Annotated in this window: 14 protein-coding genes; 2 read left to right on the forward strand and 12 right to left on the reverse strand. The window is 70.1% G+C overall.

Annotation, left to right across the window (positions count from 1 at the left end; genetic code table 11):
• Positions 1-340 precede the first annotated feature (340 nt).
• The 4 genes from ACFVTC_RS31555 to ACFVTC_RS31570 all read right to left on the reverse strand — a co-directional run bounded on the left by ACFVTC_RS31555 (position 341) and on the right by ACFVTC_RS31570 (position 4,781).
• The gene (locus ACFVTC_RS31555; RefSeq protein ID WP_390131871.1) at positions 341-1,696 is read right to left on the reverse strand and encodes a replication-associated recombination protein A; all 1,356 of its coding nucleotides are present in this window, start codon (positions 1,694-1,696) and stop codon (positions 341-343) included.
• 43 nt (positions 1,697-1,739) lie between these two features.
• Positions 1,740-2,375 carry a vitamin K epoxide reductase family protein gene (locus ACFVTC_RS31560; RefSeq protein WP_390131872.1) on the reverse strand — a complete coding sequence of 212 codons (636 nt, stop codon included), beginning with the start codon at positions 2,373-2,375 and terminating at the stop codon, positions 1,740-1,742.
• 414 nt (positions 2,376-2,789) lie between these two features.
• A complete protein-coding gene (hisS, locus tag ACFVTC_RS31565) occupies positions 2,790-4,052 on the reverse strand; it encodes a histidine--tRNA ligase (RefSeq protein WP_390131873.1) in 1,263 nt (420 codons plus the stop codon).
• Positions 4,053-4,064: 12 nt separating this feature from the next.
• Positions 4,065-4,781, reverse strand: coding sequence for an MBL fold metallo-hydrolase (locus tag ACFVTC_RS31570; protein WP_390131874.1), 717 nt, complete (start codon positions 4,779-4,781; stop codon positions 4,065-4,067).
• Positions 4,782-4,961: 180 nt separating this feature from the next.
• Between ACFVTC_RS31570 and ACFVTC_RS31575 the strand changes: the two genes are divergently transcribed.
• Together ACFVTC_RS31575 and ACFVTC_RS31580 are read left to right on the forward strand one after the other, a co-directional pair.
• On the forward strand, positions 4,962-5,783 hold the full coding sequence (locus ACFVTC_RS31575) for a peptidylprolyl isomerase (protein WP_390131875.1): 822 nt from the start codon (positions 4,962-4,964) through the stop codon (positions 5,781-5,783).
• A gap of 135 nt (positions 5,784-5,918) precedes the next feature.
• Entirely contained in the window at positions 5,919-7,148 is a 1,230-nt protein-coding gene (locus ACFVTC_RS31580; protein ID WP_390131876.1) for a DUF349 domain-containing protein, read from the forward strand.
• An 84-nt stretch (positions 7,149-7,232) separates the two neighbouring features.
• Here ACFVTC_RS31580 and ACFVTC_RS31585 read toward each other — a convergent pair whose 3' ends face one another.
• From ACFVTC_RS31585 to ruvC, 8 genes are all read right to left on the reverse strand, one after another.
• Positions 7,233-9,752 (reverse strand): RelA/SpoT family protein, encoded by a 2,520-nt coding sequence (locus ACFVTC_RS31585; RefSeq protein ID WP_390131877.1) that lies wholly within the window; start codon positions 9,750-9,752, stop codon positions 7,233-7,235.
• A 253-nt stretch (positions 9,753-10,005) separates the two neighbouring features.
• Complete coding sequence (locus tag ACFVTC_RS31590; RefSeq protein ID WP_390131878.1) at positions 10,006-10,554, reverse strand: adenine phosphoribosyltransferase; 549 nt, start codon at positions 10,552-10,554, stop codon at positions 10,006-10,008.
• Positions 10,551-11,675 carry a protein translocase subunit SecF gene (gene secF / locus ACFVTC_RS31595; RefSeq protein ID WP_390131879.1) on the reverse strand — a complete coding sequence of 375 codons (1,125 nt, stop codon included), beginning with the start codon at positions 11,673-11,675 and terminating at the stop codon, positions 10,551-10,553. Before secF ends, ACFVTC_RS31590 begins: the two co-directional genes overlap by 4 nt.
• A gap of 1 nt (position 11,676) precedes the next feature.
• The gene (gene secD / locus ACFVTC_RS31600; RefSeq protein ID WP_390131880.1) at positions 11,677-13,446 is read right to left on the reverse strand and encodes a protein translocase subunit SecD; all 1,770 of its coding nucleotides are present in this window, start codon (positions 13,444-13,446) and stop codon (positions 11,677-11,679) included.
• Positions 13,447-13,588: 142 nt separating this feature from the next.
• The gene (yajC, locus tag ACFVTC_RS31605; RefSeq protein WP_168527190.1) at positions 13,589-14,089 is read right to left on the reverse strand and encodes a preprotein translocase subunit YajC; all 501 of its coding nucleotides are present in this window, start codon (positions 14,087-14,089) and stop codon (positions 13,589-13,591) included.
• 163 nt (positions 14,090-14,252) lie between these two features.
• Positions 14,253-15,323, reverse strand: coding sequence for a Holliday junction branch migration DNA helicase RuvB (gene ruvB / locus ACFVTC_RS31610; RefSeq protein WP_168527191.1), 1,071 nt, complete (start codon positions 15,321-15,323; stop codon positions 14,253-14,255).
• 79 nt (positions 15,324-15,402) lie between these two features.
• Positions 15,403-16,011 carry a Holliday junction branch migration protein RuvA gene (gene ruvA, locus ACFVTC_RS31615; protein ID WP_390131881.1) on the reverse strand — a complete coding sequence of 203 codons (609 nt, stop codon included), beginning with the start codon at positions 16,009-16,011 and terminating at the stop codon, positions 15,403-15,405.
• A complete protein-coding gene (ruvC, locus tag ACFVTC_RS31620) occupies positions 16,008-16,628 on the reverse strand; it encodes a crossover junction endodeoxyribonuclease RuvC (protein WP_390131882.1) in 621 nt (206 codons plus the stop codon). The genes ruvA and ruvC overlap by 4 nt, the downstream gene beginning before the upstream one ends.
• Positions 16,629-16,647 lie beyond the last annotated feature (19 nt).

A 16,647-nucleotide genomic window follows, 5' to 3' on the forward strand; every position in this document is an offset into this window, starting at 1 on the left:
GAACCAAACACCTCATGTTTTCGATGCGAATACGGCTTCACCAGGGTTAGGGGAGGTCGCAATCCGCAGCCCGGGAAACCCTCCTCGCCGCTGTGGGGATCCACATGGGCGGGGCGGGCAGCCGCTCCTGGGTCTGGGCACATACGTGCAGCACGCGAGTGGCCCACCGACCTGTCCCGGAGGTCCGGGTGGTGGTGGGCTGCCCGCGACACCTTCGACGGTGCGCGACGCTCCTGGAATCCCCCCGTGGAGGCGGGGGCTCCGGCTGGATGTCCCGTTCTGGTGGTGCCGACCGGAGCCGGACACGGGACGCAGCGCTTCGCGTCATCCTACAGGGTGGTCAGGGGCGTCCTCGACCGAGGTGCTTGCGGGTCCACTCCACCGCGTCCGCGTAGCGCGCCTCCGTGCCGTGCCGGGTCGGCGTGTAGTACTCCCGGTCCCTGAGCTCCTCCGGGGCGTACTGCTGGGCGGCGATGCCCTCGGGCAGGTCGTGCGGGTACACGTACCCCTGGGCGTGCCCGAGCTTGGCCGCGCCCTTGTAGTGCCCGTCGCGCAGGTGCATCGGCACCGGGCCCGCGTGGCCCTTGCGTACGTCCTCCATGGCGGCGCCGATCGCCGTCGTCGCGGCGTTGGACTTCGGCGCCAGGGCCAGGGCGATCGTGGCGTGGCTGAGGGTGAGCGCCGCCTCGGGGAAGCCGATCATGGCGACGGCCTGGGCGGCCGCGACCGCTGTCGGCAGCGCGTGCGGATCGGCCAGTCCGATGTCCTCGCTGGCGGAGATCATCAGCCGGCGGGCGATGAAGCGCGGATCCTCGCCGGCCTCGATCATCCGGGCCAGGTAGTGGAGCGCGGCGTCCACGTCCGAGCCGCGGATGGACTTGATGAGGGCGCTCGCCACGTCGTAGTGCTGGTCGCCGTCGCGGTCGTACTTCACCGCGGCGCGGTCGACCGTCTCCTCCAGGGTCTGGAGGGTGATCTCCGCCTCACCCTTGTCCAGCGCGGAGCCCGCCGCCGCCTCCAGGGCGGTCAGGGCGCGGCGGGCGTCGCCGCCGGCGATCCGCATCAGGTGCTGCTCGGTGTCCTCGGGGAGGGTGACGGATTCCTTGAGGCCGCGCTCGTCGCTGAGCGCCCGGCGCAGCAGTCCGCGCAGGTCGTCGTCGGTGAGCGGTTCGAGGGTCAGCAGGAGGGAGCGGGAGAGCAGGGGGGAGATCACCGAGAAGTAGGGGTTCTCGGTGGTCGCCGCGATGAGGGTCACCCAGCGGTTCTCGACGGCCGGGAGCAGGGAGTCCTGCTGGGCCTTGCTGAAGCGGTGGATCTCGTCCAGGAAGAGGACGGTCTCCTTGCCGAAGCCGCCGGTGGCGCGACGGGCGCTCTCGATGACCGCGCGCACTTCCTTGACGCCCGCGGTGATCGCGGAGAGCTCCACGAAGCGCTTGTCGGTGGCCTTGGAGACCACGTACGCCAGGGTCGTCTTACCGGTGCCGGGCGGGCCCCAGAGGATCACGGAGGACGGTCCGGCGGGGCCGCCGCCGCTCTCGCCGACCAGTCTGCGCAGGGGTGAGCCCGGCTTCAGCAGATGCTGCTGGCCCACGACCTCGTCGAGGGTGCGCGGGCGCATCCGGACGGCCAGGGGGCTCCCGGAGGGGTCCTTCTCCTGGCGTTCTTCGGCTGCGGCGGTGAACAGGTCGGGCTCCACGCAGGAAACCCTATGTCACCCCACTGACAATCCCCCCGGGCTGTCAGCTGGTCCAGAAGTCCCACCAGCGGGTCAGGATCAGCATGCCGATGATGCCGATGTGCACGACCGGCAGGACCCAGGTGAACTCGCCGAAGAAGCTCCTCAGCCACCGCGGGGCGGGCAGGAAGCTGTTGCGTACGTTGAACGACGTCACGTACCAGAACATGAGGATCGTGGCGACCCAGGCGAGTGAGCACCACAGGCACAGCGAGTTGATGCGGTACAGCGACTGGAACTGCAGCCAGGTGCAGAAACCGACGCCGAAGAGGGTGCCGGCGTTGAAGGTCAGCCAGTACCAGCGCGGGAAGGCGGCCCGCGCCAGCAGGCTCACCCCGACGCAGATCACGATGCCGTACGCCACCAGGCCCAGCATCGGGTTGGGGAACCCGAAGGCCGAGGCCTGCTCGCTCTTCATGATGTTGCCGCAGGAGACGACCGGGTTCAGGCTGCACCCCGGCACGAAGTTCGGGTTCTCCAGCAGCTTGAACTTGTCGATCGTGATGACCCACGCGGCGAGCAGACCGGCCGCACCGGTGATCACCAGCAACAGGGCGAGCGCACGGCTGCCGCCGACCGTCCGGGGACCGTCGACGCGTTCCGGGTCGGTGGAGACGTCCTTGACTGTCGTCTTGCTCATCACGCCGTTTCCGTAGCTTCGAAGGGCCTGCGGGCACCGACATTGTGCCGCACCCGCGGGTGTGTCCACCGTTCGATGGACATAAGGAGGTACGTGCGGTCGTCCCGGAGCGTTCGGTTCGGCGGGAGGCCCGGGGCCATGGCGACGCGGGTGGGAGGGCTCGCGGTGGACGTGCGCGAGGGCCGCGCGGCCGGTACGGGGACGGGTGCGCCGCCGACGGGCGTCGATCCCGCAATGAGCCGGGGCGTCGTGTCCGGCGCTGTCGGACCCGGCGACGGGAGCACGCGCGTGGCGCTCTCGGACGGACATCGTCCGGCAGGAGGAATCCGCGCCTGCCGGGTTGACGCACCGCCCCGCCGCCCGTGCCCCGGGAATCATCTCCGGGCAGGACGGACGGGGCGGAGCACCGCGGGCTCAGCCGAGCCGGACCTCGAGTTCCGCCACGATCTCGTTGACGCCGACGGCGGTCTGCTCGCCGGACTCCATGTCCTTGAGCTGCACCACGCCCTCGGCGAGATCCCGCTCACCGGCGACGATCGTGTAGCGCGCCCCGGAGCGGTTCGCGTTCTTCATCGCGCCCTTGAGCCCCTTGCCGCCGTACGAGAAGTCGGCGGCGATCCCCAGCTTGCGCAGCTCCGTGACCTTGGCGAAGAGCACCCGGCGGGCCTCCTCCCCCAGCGGCACCGCGAACACGCTGGTGGACGCGGGGAGTTCGAGCTCCACGCCCTCCGCCTCCAGCGCCAGCACCGTACGGTCGACGCCCAGCGCCCAGCCGACCGACGGCAGTTCGGGGCCGCCGATCATCTCGGAGAGACCGTCGTAGCGGCCGCCGCCGCCCACCGCGGACTGCGAGCCGAGACCGTCGTGGACGAACTCGAAGGTGGTGCGGGTGTAGTAGTCCAGACCGCGCACCAGCTTGCCGTCGTCCTCGAAGGCCACTCCCGCGGCCGTGAGCAGCTCGCGCACCTCCTCGTGGTACGCCTTGCACGCGTCGCACAGGAAGTCGCGCAGGAGGGGCGCGCCGACCAGCTGCTTCTGCACGTCGTCACGCTTGTCGTCGAGGACCCGCAGGGGGTTGATCTCGGCCCGGCGGAGGGTGTCCTCGTCGAGTTCGAGACCGCGCAGGAAGTCCTGGAGCGCGGCCCGGTACACGGGACGGCACTCCTTGTCGCCGAGCGAGTTCAGGAGGATCCGGAAGTTCCTCAGTCCCAGCGACCGGTACGCCTGGTCCGCCAGGATGATCAGCTCGGCGTCGAGCGCCGGGTCCTCCGCGCCGATGGCCTCGGCACCGACCTGCGAGAAGTGGCGGTACCGGCCCTTCTGGGGGCGCTCGTAGCGGTAGTACGAGCCGGAGTACCAGAGCTTCACGGGCAGGTTGCCGAGCTTGTGCAGGTTCGCCTCGAGCGCGGCGCGCAGCACGGACGCGGTGCCCTCGGGACGCAGCGCCAGTCGGTCGCCGCCCTTGGTCTCGAAGGCGTACATCTCCTTGGTCACGATGTCGGTGGACTCACCGACCCCGCGCGCGAAGAGTTCGACGCTCTCGAAGCCGGGCGTCTCGATGTAGCCGTAGCCGGAGTTGCGCAGCGGCGCCGCGATGGCCTCGCGGACCGCGAGGTACTTCGCGCTGTCCGGCGGGATCAGGTCGTAGGTGCCCTTGGGGGCCTTGAAGGTGCTCACGAAGGTCTCTCGTCACATTCCTCGTCGGGGAGCCGGCCGCGGGCCGGGCTCTTGACGGTCTGCCGCCACCTGCCGCAGGTACGGGTTGGTGGCGCGCTCCTGGCCGATGCTGGTCTGGGGACCGTGCCCCGACAGCACCACGGTCGAGTCGTCGAGCGGCAGGCACACGCGGGCCAGCGAGCCGAGCATCTCGTCCATGTCACCGCCGGGCAGGTCGGTGCGTCCGATGGAGCCGGCGAACAGCAGATCCCCGGAGAAGAACACGGACGGGACGTCCGCGCTCTCGGGCATCCGGAAGGTCACCGACCCCTTGGTATGACCGGGCGCGTGCGCGACGGACAGCTCCAGACCGGCCAGTTCGAGTCCGGCACCGTCGGCCAGCTCCTTGACGTCGTCCGGCTCACCCACCGTCAGCTCGCCCATCAGCGGCATGCCGATGGACCGGCCGAGCGCCTTCTCGGGGTCGCTCATCATGTACCGGTCCTCGGGGTGGATCCACGCCGGTACCCCGTGCGCTCCGCACACCGGGACGACCGAGGCGACATGGTCGATGTGGCCGTGCGTGAGGATGACCGCGACGGGCTTGAGCCGATGCTTCTCGAGTGCTTCCTCGACTCCCTGGGTGGCCTGGTGGCCCGGGTCGATGATCACGCACTCCTCACCCGCGGCGGGGGCGACCAGGTAACAGTTGGTCCCCCAGGCCCCGGCGGGGAACCCGGCAATGAGCACGATCGTCCTTCGGGATGGCGTACGCGATGTGTCGTACGGGGCGGGCGGCTGTGGCTCAGAGCCTACCGGCGCTGCCGATTCCTCAGCCAACCCATATACGGTACGGGGCACACGCAGGCGATCGGCTCACCAGACGCACGCGTCACACCTGACGTACGAGACGCACGAGGAGATAACCCGGTGGTCACCCAGGAACAGCGGCGGCGTCAGCTCGCCCGGGAGAAGTTCTTGCGGCAGCAGCAGCGGCGCACGGCCGCTCGGCGCAAGTCACACATGCGCAACACGGTGGTCGCGTCGGTCCTCGGCGTGGTCGTCGTCGTCGGTGTGGTGTCGTACGCGACCGGGGTCTTCAAGAACGACGACAAGAAGGCCAACGCCGGCGCGGAGGTCACGCCGAGCGCCTCCCCGACCAGCAAGGCGCCGGATCCGTGCAACAAGCCGGCCGAGGGCGCGGTGAAGTCGCTGAGCTGGAAGAAGGAGCCGGCGATGACCATCGACAAGTCCGCGGACTACACCATGAAGATGGCCACGACCTGCGGAGACGTGGACATCGCGCTCAACGCGGCGGCGGCTCCGCACACCGTGAACTCGTTCGGCTTCCTCGCGGACAAGGGCTTCTTCGACCACACGAAGTGCCACCGGCTCACCACGAACGGCATCTACGTGCTGCAGTGCGGTGACCCCAAGGGCACCGGCAGCGGCGGTCCCGGGTACACGATCCCGGACGAGAACCTGAAGGACAAATCCCTCAAGGGCGGCGTCTACCCGGCGGGCACGGTCGCCATGGCCAACACCGGCCAGAAGCACACCGGCGGCAGCCAGTTCTTCCTCGTCTACCAGGACAGTCAGCTGCCGCCCAGTTACACACCGTTCGGAACCATTTCCAAGTCCGGTCTGACGGTACTCAAGAAGATCGCCGCGGCCGGCGAGAGCACAGGCCAGGGCGACGGGGCGCCGAACGCGACGGTCGTGGTCAACAAGATGACCGTGACGAAATCCTGACCGTCAACTGCGAAATTTCGGTCGCGCTGGATGCGGACAGCCGCCGTGCTGGTCGCCTATGTTGGCCGTGACGAAACTGTGGACGATGCCCGGGGGCGCTGAAGGCCCTCGCAGGCATCATGTGGAGGAGGCGCTGTGAGCAGCGACCCGTGGGGCCGCGTCGACGAGACGGGGACCGTGTACGTGCGTACGGCCGACGGCGAGCAGGTCGTCGGTTCCTGGCAGGCCGGCTCCCCTGACGAGGCGCTGGCCTACTTCGAGCGCAAGTACGAAGGCCTGGTTGTGGAGATCGGCCTCCTCGAGAAGCGAGTGAAGACCACCGACCTGTCGGCGAAGGACGCCCAGACCGCCATCGACCACATCCGCTCGCAGGTGGACGCCCACCACGCGGTCGGCGATCTGGCGGCGTTGAAGGTACGGCTGGACAAGCTCGTCGAGACGGTGGACGCGCGCCGTGAGGAGCGCAAGGTCCAGCGGGCGAAGCAGTCCGACGAGGCGCGGCACTCCAAGGAGGCGCTGGTCGTCGAGGCGGAGGAGCTGGCGCAGAGCGATCAGTGGCGGGCGGCCGGTGAACGGCTGCGCTCCCTGGTGGACACGTGGAAGGGGCTGCCGCGGCTCGACCGCAAGTCGGACGACGAGCTGTGGCACCGCTTCTCGCACGCGCGCTCGGCGTTCTCCAAGCGCCGCAAGGCGCACTTCGCCTCGCTGGACGCGCAGCGCGAGGACGCCCGCAAGACCAAGGAGAAGCTGGTCGCGGAGGCCGAGTCGCTGTCCGCCTCGTCGGACTGGGGTCCGACGGCGGCGCGCTACCGCGAGCTGATGGCGGACTGGAAGGCCGCGGGCCGCGCTCAGCGCGAGCACGAGGACGACCTGTGGAACCGTTTCCGCGGTGCCCAGGACGTGTTCTTCGCGGCGCGCGGTTCGGTCTTCGCCGAGCGTGACGCGGAGCAGACGGAGAACCTGAAGCTCAAGGAGGAGCTGGCCGAGGAGGCCGAGAAGCTCGTCCCGGTGCAGGAACTGAAGGCCGCCCGGGCCGCCTTCCGCTCGATCAACGAGCGCTGGGAGGCCATCGGCCATGTGCCGCGTGACGCCCGGCCGAAGGTCGAGGGCCGGATGCACGCGGTGGAGCGGGCCCTGCAGGAGTCCGAGGAGGCCGAGTGGCGCCGGACCAACCCGGAGGCGCGTGCGCGTGCCGAGGGGCTGACCGGTCAGCTGCAGGCCGCCGTGGACAAGCTCCAGGGCCAGATCGAGGCCGCGCGCTCCGCGGGCAACACCTCGAAGGCCGACAAGCTCCAGCGGGAGCTCGACGGCCGTCAGGCGCTGCTCGAGCAGGCGCTGAAGGGGCTGCAGGAGTTCGGCGGCTGAGCAGCCGTCGCCCTCCGCGCCAGGGCATACGAGAGGGGCTCCCGTACATCGGTACGGGAGCCCCTCTCGTATGCCGCGAGCGGGTCAGGGCCTGCGTGCCGATGTCACCCGGTACACGTCGTACACGCCCTCCACGCCCCGTACCGCCTTCAGGACGTGCCCCAGGTGCTTGGGGTCGCCCATCTCGAAGGTGAAGCGGGAGGTCGCCACACGGTCGCGGGAGGTCTGGACGGCCGCGGACAGGATGTTGACGTGCTGGTCGGACAGGACGCGCGTGACGTCGGAGAGCAGCCGGGAGCGGTCCAGGGCCTCCACCTGGATGGCGACCAGGAAGACCGAGGACTGGGTGGGCGCCCACTCCACGTCGAGGATGCGCTCCGGCTCGCGCGACAGGGACTCCACGTTGACGCAGTCGTTGCGGTGGACCGAGACACCGCTGCCGCGGGTGACGAAGCCGATGATGGGGTCGCCGGGAACCGGGGTGCAGCAGCGCGCGAGTTTGACCCACACGTCGTCGACGCCCTTGACGACCACACCCGGGTCGGCGTTGGAGCGCCGCTTGCGGCCGCGGCCGCGGGCGGGCGGGACGCTCTCGTCGATCTCCTCGGTGGCCGCCTCCTCGCCACCGAGGGCCTGCACCAGCTTCTGCACGACGCTCTGCGCGGCGACATGGCCCTCACCGATGGCCGCGTACAGCGAGGAGATGTCGGGGTAGCGCATCTCGTGCGCGAGCGTCACCAGCGAGTCGCCGGTCAGGATGCGCTGGATCGGCAGGTTCTGCTTGCGCATCGCGCGGGCGATGGCGTCCTTGCCCTGCTCGATCGCCTCGTCGCGGCGCTCCTTGGAGAACCAGGCTCGGATCTTGTTGCGGGCGCGCGGGGACTTGACGAACCCGAGCCAGTCGCGGGAGGGTCCGGCGCCGGCCGCCTTGGAGGTGAAGACCTCCACCAAGTCGCCGTTGTCCAGGGTCGATTCGAGGGGGACGAGGCGTCCGTTGACCCGGGCGCCTATCGTGCGGTGGCCGACCTCCGTGTGGACCGCGTACGCGAAGTCCACGGGGGTCGCGCCCGCCGGGAGCGCTATGACGTCGCCCTTGGGCGTGAAGACGAAGACCTCGTTGCGGGACAGGTCGAAGCGCAGCGACTCCAGGAACTCGCTGGGGTCCTCGGTCTCCTTCTGCCAGTCGAGCAACTGGCGCAGCCACGCCATGTCGTTGACCGCGTCCTTGTCCTTGCTGACGCTCTTCGGGGCGTCGGTACGCACCTTGGAGGCGCCGGCGGAGGGCTCCTGCTTGTACTTCCAGTGCGCGGCGATGCCGTACTCGGCACGGCGGTGCATGTCGAACGTGCGGATCTGGAGTTCGACCGGCTTGCCGTTCGGCCCGATGACCGTCGTGTGCAGCGACTGGTACATGTTGAACTTGGGCATCGCGATGTAGTCCTTGAACCGGCCGGGTACCGGGTTCCATCGCGCGTGCACGGTGCCGAGGGCCGCGTAGCAGTCCCTGACGGTGTCCACGAGGACACGGATGCCCACCAGGTCGTAGATCTCCGCAAAGTCGCGGCCGCGGACGATCATCTTCTGGTAGACGCTGTAGTAGTGCTTCGGGCGGCCGGTGACGGTCGCCTTGATCCGGGCCGCGCGCAGGTCGGACTGGACCTCGTCGGTCACTATGGCGAGGTATTCGTCGCGCTTGGGGGCGCGCTCGGCGACCAGGCGGACGATCTCGTCGTACATCTTGGGGTAGAGGATCGCGAAGGCGAGGTCCTCCAGCTCCCACTTGATGGTGTTCATGCCCAGGCGGTGGGCGAGCGGCGCGTAGATCTCCAGGGTCTCGCGCGCCTTCTTCTCCTGCTTCTCGCGCTTGAGGTAGCGCATCGTGCGCATGTTGTGCAGCCGGTCGGCGAGCTTGATGACCAGGACGCGCGGGTCCTTGGCCATGGCGACGACCATCTTGCGCACGGTCTCGGCCTGCGCGGCCTCACCGAACTTGACCTTGTCCAGCTTGGTGACGCCGTCGACGAGCAGGGCGACCTGGTCGCCGAAGTCGCGCTTGAGGGTGTCCAGGCCGTACTCGGTGTCCTCGACGGTGTCGTGCAGCAGGCCCGCCATCAGGGTGGCCGGGTCCATGCCCAGCTCGGCCAGGATGGTGGTGACGGCGAGCGGGTGCGTGATGTACGGGTCGCCGCTCTTGCGCTTCTGGCCCCGGTGCCAGCGCTCGGCGACCTGGTATGCCTTCTCGACCTGGCGGAGCGTGGCCGTCTCGATCTTGGGGTCGTTGCTGCGCACTATCCGCAGCAGGGGCTCCAGGACCGGGTTGTACGGGTTCGAGCGCTGCACGCCGAGCCGGGCCAGGCGGGCCCGGACGCGGTTGGAGGAGCCACCGGTGCGCGCGGGCTGGCTCGGGGCCGAACGGACCGCCGGGGTGCTCGCCACACGCTCGGCGGGGGCCGGCTTGGGGCGGGGCTGCTCGGCCGCCTTGTCGTCGGGCGCGGACTGGGCGTGCTCGACCGGCCCGGGAGCGGCGCTCTTCGCGGGCGTGTCCGTGCCGCCCGGGGCGGGCTCGGGCTTGGCGGCGGTGAGTGGCTGGGCCTCGTCTGGCAAGAGGGCTCCTCGTGCGCGTTCCGGGTCCCCCGGTCAGGCTCCGGAGACCCCATGGTAGCGATCCTGGGCGCCGGGCTCGCTCCGGGCCGTGGGGACGGCCCGTACAGGGGGAACGCGAGAGGCGGGCACCGGATTCCTCCGGGCCCGCCTCCGACGGTGTCCCACGGGTGTCCCAGGCCTTTCCTCAAGCTTGCCTGGGTCTTTCCCGAGCTGTTCCGCGCTGTTCCGAACCGCTCCGAGCCGTCGGGGTTGCTCAGATCTGGAGGAGTGCCTCCAGCGGAGCGCCCGCGAGAGCGGGCTCCAGGCGGCCCCGGCCGCCGAGGAAGCCGAGCTCCATCAGCACGGCGACGCCCGCGACCTCGGCGCCCGCCCTGCGGACGAGCTGGAGCGAGGCCTCGGCGGTGCCGCCGGTGGCGAGGACGTCGTCGACGACCAGTATGCGGTCGCCCGCGTCCAGGTCCTCGGCGTGCACCTCGATCTCGGCGGAGCCGTACTCCAGGTCGTACGTCTGCGACAGGGTCGCTCCGGGGAGCTTGCCCGCCTTGCGTACGGGGATGAAGCCGAGCCCGGCGCGGACCGCGACCGGGGCACCGAGGATGAAGCCGCGGGCCTCCAGGCCGACGATCTTCGTCGCCCCGGTACGGACGGCGATCTCCGCGAGCACGCCGGTGAGCGCCTCGAAGGCCACCGGGTCGGCCAGCAGCGGCGTGATGTCCTTGAACATCACGCCCGGCTCCGGATAGTCGGCCACGTCGCGGATACGGCTGAGCAGCAGCGTGGAGACGTCCGTCAGCTCGGTCATCGGCGCTTCCCCGAAGGTCGGCCGCGGCCCCGGTTGCGGGCCGCGGGTTGGTTGCGCGGGCCGACGACCGCCGGTGTGGCGTCGTCCGGCTCGTCATCGTCGTCGAACGGGACGGCCGAGACCGGCGCGTCCAGGGGTTCGCCCTTCGCGGCCGCCTGGGCGCGCTTGGCGAGGACGCGCTTCCTGAGCGCCTTCATCTGCGGCTCGCGCTCCTTGAGGTCGGCGACGAGCGGCGTGGCGATGAAGATGGAGGAGTACGCACCGGCGGCGAGGCCGACGAACAGCGAGAGCGAGATGTCGTTGAGCATGCCCGCGCCGAGCACACCGCCCCCGATGAACAGCAGGCCGGCGACGGGCAGCAGCGCGACCACCGTGGTGTTGATCGAACGGACCAGGGTGCCGTTGATCGAACGGTCGGCGACCTCGCTGTACGTGTACCGGGTCTGCTTGGTGATGTCCTTCGTCTGCTCCTTGAGGCTGTCGAAGACGACCACCGTGTCGTAGAGCGAGTAACCGAGGATCGTCAGCAGACCGATCACGGTGCCCGGGGTGACCTCGAAGCCGACCAGGGCGTAGATGCCGACCGTGATGGTGATGTCGTGGATCAGGGCGACCAGCGCGGCGATGGCCATGCGCCACTCGAACGCGATGGCCAGGTAGATCACCACGAGGACCATGAAGATCGCCAGGCCCTCCCAGGCCTTGTTGGCGATCTGGTCACCCCAGCTGGGACCCACCAGGTCGGCGTTGATCTGCTCCGAGTCGACCTTCAGGTCCTTGGAGAGCTGGTCCTTGATCTGGTCCGACTTGCCGGTGTCGATGCCCGCGATCTGGATGCGCAGTGTGCCGTCGCCCAGCTTCTGGACGATGGCGTCGTGACCGGAGGCGTCCTGCGCGTACGTCTCGGTCTGGTTCACCGAGGCCGTCATGTGCTTCGGCGTCGTGAAGACGGCTCCGCCCTGGAACTCGATGCCCATGTTCAGGCCGCGCACCGTCAGACCGAGGATGGCCGTGATGGTGATCAGGATCGAGATGGCGTACCAGATCTTGCGCTTGCCGACGAAGTCGTAGCCGATCTCACCGCGGTGGAGCCGGGCGCCGAGGGTGCCGAGTTTCGACATCTCACGCCTCCTTCGTGTCGACGGGGGCGGACGCGCGACGGGTGCGGCGCAGCGGCGGCTGGGCGCCCAGTCGCTTCGGGTCCAGTCCGGACCAGCTGTGACCGCTCGCGAAGAACTTCTTGCGGGCGAGGAGCGTCATCAGCGGCTTGGTGAAGAGGAAGACGACGACCACGTCGAGCAGGGTGGTCAGACCGAGGGTGAACGCGAAGCCCTGGACCTTGCCGACCGTGACGATGAAGAGCACCGCGGCGGCGAGGAACGACACGAAGTCGGAGACCAGGATGGTGCGCCGGGCGCGCGGCCAGGCACGCTCGACGGCCGGGCGCAGGCTGCGGCCCTCGCGGATCTCGTCCCGGATGCGTTCGAAGAACACGATGAACGAGTCCGCCGTGATGCCGATCGCGACGATCGCGCCGCAGACCGCCGGCAGGTTCAGCGCGAACCCGATGGCGGGGCCGAGCAACGCCATGATCACGTACGTGAGGACGGCGGAGACCATCAGGGAGGCGATGGCGATGACCGACAGGCCCCGGTAGTAGACCACCAGGTAGATGATGACCAGGCCCAGGCCGATCGCGCCCGCGATCAGACCGGCGTGCAGCTGCTCGCCGCCGAGGGCCGCCGTCACGGTGGTGACGCTCTGCTCCTTGAACGCGAGCGGCAGCGCGCCGTACTTCAGCATGTTGGCCAGGTCCTGCGCCTCGGTCTGCGTGAAGCTGCCGGAGATCTCCGCGTTGCCGCCGGTCAGCGCCTGGCTGACGTACGGGTCGGAGACGACCTCACCGTCGAGGACGATGGCGAACTGGTTCTGCGGGGACTGGTTCTTCGCGAGCTTGCCGGTGATGTCGGCGAACTTCTTGGAGCCACCGGACGTGAAGTCCATGGTGACCTTCCAGCCTGCGGCGCTCTGGGTGTCGAAGACGGCCGCGGCGCTCTTGATGTCCGTGCCGGAGACCTCGGCGGCGCCGAGCACGTACTTCTGCCACTGGCCCGAGGAGTTCTTGCCGCAGGCGACCGTGGGGGCGGTGGGCAGGACGCCGTCACCGGCCTTGGCACGGTCCTTCTTGTCGGTGCAGTCGAGCGCGGCGTACTGGGCCTGGAGCTTGGCGGTCGCGGGGTCGGCGCTGCCGCTCGGCGCCGGCGTGGCGGCGGTGGAGGCCGACGACTTCGCCGAGGCGTTCGCGGACGGCGTGGTGTCGGCCTTCAGGGCGTCGGTGACCGCACGGCCCTGGGAGGTGGCCGTGGCCGACGGAGTCGCGGAGCTCGACGACGTCGCCTTGTCGGTCGCCTTGTCGCTCGCCTTGTCCTTCGAGGAGTCGCTGCTGGAGGCGCTCGGCGAGGGACTGGCCGTCGCGGCGTTCCCGGAGACCTCGGTGGCCAGCACCGGGCGGAAGTAGAGCTTGGCGGTGGTGCCGACCTGCTCGCGGGCCTGCTTGGAGTTCGTGCCCTTGGGGATGTTGACGATGATGTTGCGATCGCCCTGGGTCTGGACCTCTGCCTCGGAGACACCAAGACCATTGACACGGCGGTTCATGATGTCGACCGCGGTGTTCATGTTGGTCTTGTTGATCGCGTTCGGCTGGCCCGGCTCGTTCTTCGCCTCCAGCGTGATGCTGGTGCCGCCGGCGAGGTCGATGCCGAGACGCGGGGTGGAATGCCCGGAGAGGAACATCCCCCCGGTGAGCGCCACGATGGCGATCAGGATGAGGGCGAGCGAGCGCCCCGGCCTGCTCTGGGCACTCGCGCTCCGGCCCTTCTTCGGTGCTGCCACCTTCTCGTACTCCCTCTCGGGCCGCCTCGCGCGGGGTCAGCGCGTGGGCGGCCATGACATGGTGTCGGGACTCCGTGCGACAGAGGCACATCCCTGGGGTTCACGGGGCGCGAGCGGATCGCGCCGTGTTCCCCGGGGGATGCTACTTCGCGCCGGACTCGCCGTCGGTCTTCTTCGGCTCTGCTTCGTCGCCCTCGGCCGCCTTCGCGTCGGCGGGCTCGTCCGCGGCGTCCTTCTTGCCGAGGTCGATGGGCTTGTCGTCGGAGGCGTCGGAAGAGGCGTCGGCGGCGGGCTCGTCGGTCTCGGTGAGGGAGGAGGCGTCGTCCGGGACAACCGGGCCGTCGGCCTCGAGGTCGTGCTCGATGCCGTGCACGATGCGGTTGTACTCGTCGTCGGTGAGGACGGCGCCGATCGAGTTCTTCGCGAAGAGCAGGTCCACGCCGGGACCCGCGTCAAGAAGGACCGAGTCCTCGTTGACCTCCTTGACGGTGGCGTACATGCCACCGATCGTGCGCACGCCGGAGCCGGGCTGCATGTCGTTGCGCATGGAAGCAGCCTGCTGCTGCTTCTTCTTGGCAGACCGGGTCATCAGGAACATGGCCCCGATGAGCACGATGAACGGGAGGAGGGTCACGAGACTCACGGGTCGGAACTTCCTTCTTCGACCGCGATGGTGAGCGGCCTGCTGGATGGGGGTATGTATGTCGCCTACAAGGGCGGCATCGGCGGAGTCTAAGCGAGTCCGCGCTCAGTGAACAACGCTCAGCATGGCACCGGGGTTCCTGACCCCGCGAGCGCGCGCGCCGTCACGCCCCGAACAGGTCCCCTTGTCCGTTTCCCCCCATGGCCCGCTGGGGCGGGGTGAGACCGAGATGTGCCCATGCCGCCGGAGTCGCGACGCGACCACGGGGCGTACGGGCGAGCAGTCCCTCGCGCACCAGGAAGGGCTCGGCGACCTCCTCCACGGTCTCCCGCTCCTCCCCCACCGCGACCGCGAGCGTGGACAGGCCCACCGGGCCGCCGCCGAAGAGCTTGAGCAGGGCTTCCAGGACTCCTCGGTCGAGGCGGTCGAGGCCGCGGGCGTCGACCTCGTAGACCTTCAGCGCGGCGGCGGCGATCTCGCGGGTGATGATGCCGTCGGCCTTGACCTGCGCGTAGTCCCGGACCCGGCGCAGCAGACGGTTCGCGATACGGGGTGTGCCGCGGGAGCGGCCGGCGATCTCGGCGGCGCCCTCCGTGCCGATCTCGACGTCGAGGAGGTTCGCGGAGCGGTGGATGACGCGCTGCAGCTCCGCAGGCTCGTAGAACTCCATGTGCGCGGTGAAGCCGAAGCGGTCGCGCAGCGGGGGCGGCAGCAGTCCTGCCCGGGTGGTGGCGCCGACCAGGGTGAACGGCGGCAGCTCCAGGGGGATCGCGGTGGCTCCCGGGCCCTTGCCGACGATCACGTCGACCCTGAAGTCCTCCATCGCCATGTAGAGCATCTCTTCGGCGGGCCGGGACATGCGGTGGATCTCGTCCAGGAAGAGCACCTCGCCCTCCTGGAGCGAGGAGAGGATCGCGGCGAGGTCGCCCGCGTGCTGGATCGCGGGGCCGCTGGTGATGCGGATGGGGGCGCCCATCTCGGCCGCGATGATCATCGAGAGGGTGGTCTTGCCCAGGCCGGGGGCGCCGGAGAGCAGCACGTGGTCGGCGGTGGCGCCGCGGGCGCGGGCGGCGCGCAGCACGAGGTCGAGCTGTTCGCGGACCTTCTCCTGGCCGATGAACTCGTCCAGGTCCTTGGGGCGCAGGGCCGCCTCGACGGCCTGGTCCTCACGGTCGGCGGACGCACCGACGAGCCGGTCGGCGGCGGTCTCGTCGGTCGTGTCGTCCCAGTTCATTGCGTGTGCCTCGCGGTGTGGTGGTGGGGCGGCCGGTGGGTCGGCGGGCGCCGGTCGGGTCGGGCGGCGGGCCGCCGGGTCAGCGGGCGCGGTTGAGGGTCTGCAGGGCGGCCTTCAGGAGCCGGCCCACCTGGGGTGCGCCCTCCTCCGCCTCGGCCTGCGGGGCGACCGCGGAGACCGCCTCGTCGGCCTCGCGGGTGGCGTACCCGAGGCCGATCAGCGCGGCGTGCAGCTGCTCGCGCCAACCGGTGCTGACCGGGGTGCCGATCCCTGCGCCCGTGCCGAGCGGCTCGCCGAGCCGGTCCTTGAGCTCCAGCAGGAGTTTCTGGGCTCCCCGCTTGCCGATGCCGGGTACGGCGGTGAGGGCCTTCTCGTCACCCGTGGCGATCGCCCGGCGCAGGGCGTCGGGGGTGTGCACGGCGAGCATGGCCTGGGCGAGGCGCGGGCCGACACCGCTCGCGGTCTGCAGCAGCACGAAGGTCCCGCGCTCGTCGTCGTCCGCGAAGCCGTACAGGGTCAGGGAGTCCTCGCGGACGACCAGGGAGGTGGCGAGCCTGGCCGGCTGTCCCATGCGGAGCGTGGCGAGGGTGCCCGGCGTGCACTGGACGGCGATGCCGATGCCGCCGACCTCCACCACCGCTGAGTCGGGGGCGAGAGCGGCGACCGGGCCGCTGACGAAGGCGATCATGCGGTACGGCCTTTCGATGCGTGGTGCGGTGCGGCCTGCGACGCCGCTTGCGCCGCGTGCAGGGCGGCCGCCTGCTGGAGTCGGTTCTGCGCGACGCCCTGCTGCGGGCGGTTCTGCGCGACGGCCTGCTGGAGCCGGTTCTGGGCGGGTGCGCGCCAGATGTGGCAGATCGCCAGCGCGAGGGCGTCGGCGGCGTCGGCGGGCTTGGGCGGCGCGTCCAGCCTGAGCAGCCGGGTGACCATCGCGCCGACCTGGGCCTTGTCCGCGCGTCCGCTGCCGGTGACGGCGGCCTTGACCTCGCTCGGGGTGTGCAGGGCGACGGGGATGCCGCGCCGGGCGGCACAGAGCATGGCGACGGCGCTGGCCTGGGCGGTGCCCATCACCGTACGGACGTTGTGCTGGCTGAACACCCGCTCCACCGCGACGTATTCGGGCGCGTACTCGTCGAGCCACCGCTCGATGCCCTGCTCGACGGCGACGAGGCGCAGGCCCAACTCGGCGTCCGCCGGGGTGCGTACGACACCGACCCCGCGCATGGTCAGGGGCCGGCCCGCGACTCCCTCGACCACGCCGACACCGCATCGGGTCAGCCCGGGGTCGACACCCAGTACCCGCACCCCGGTCCCCCTTCGTCGA

The sequence above is a fragment of the Streptomyces sp. NPDC057950 genome (genome assembly GCF_042887295.1).
Lineage (GTDB): Bacteria > Actinomycetota > Actinomycetes > Streptomycetales > Streptomycetaceae > Streptomyces > Streptomyces kaempferi.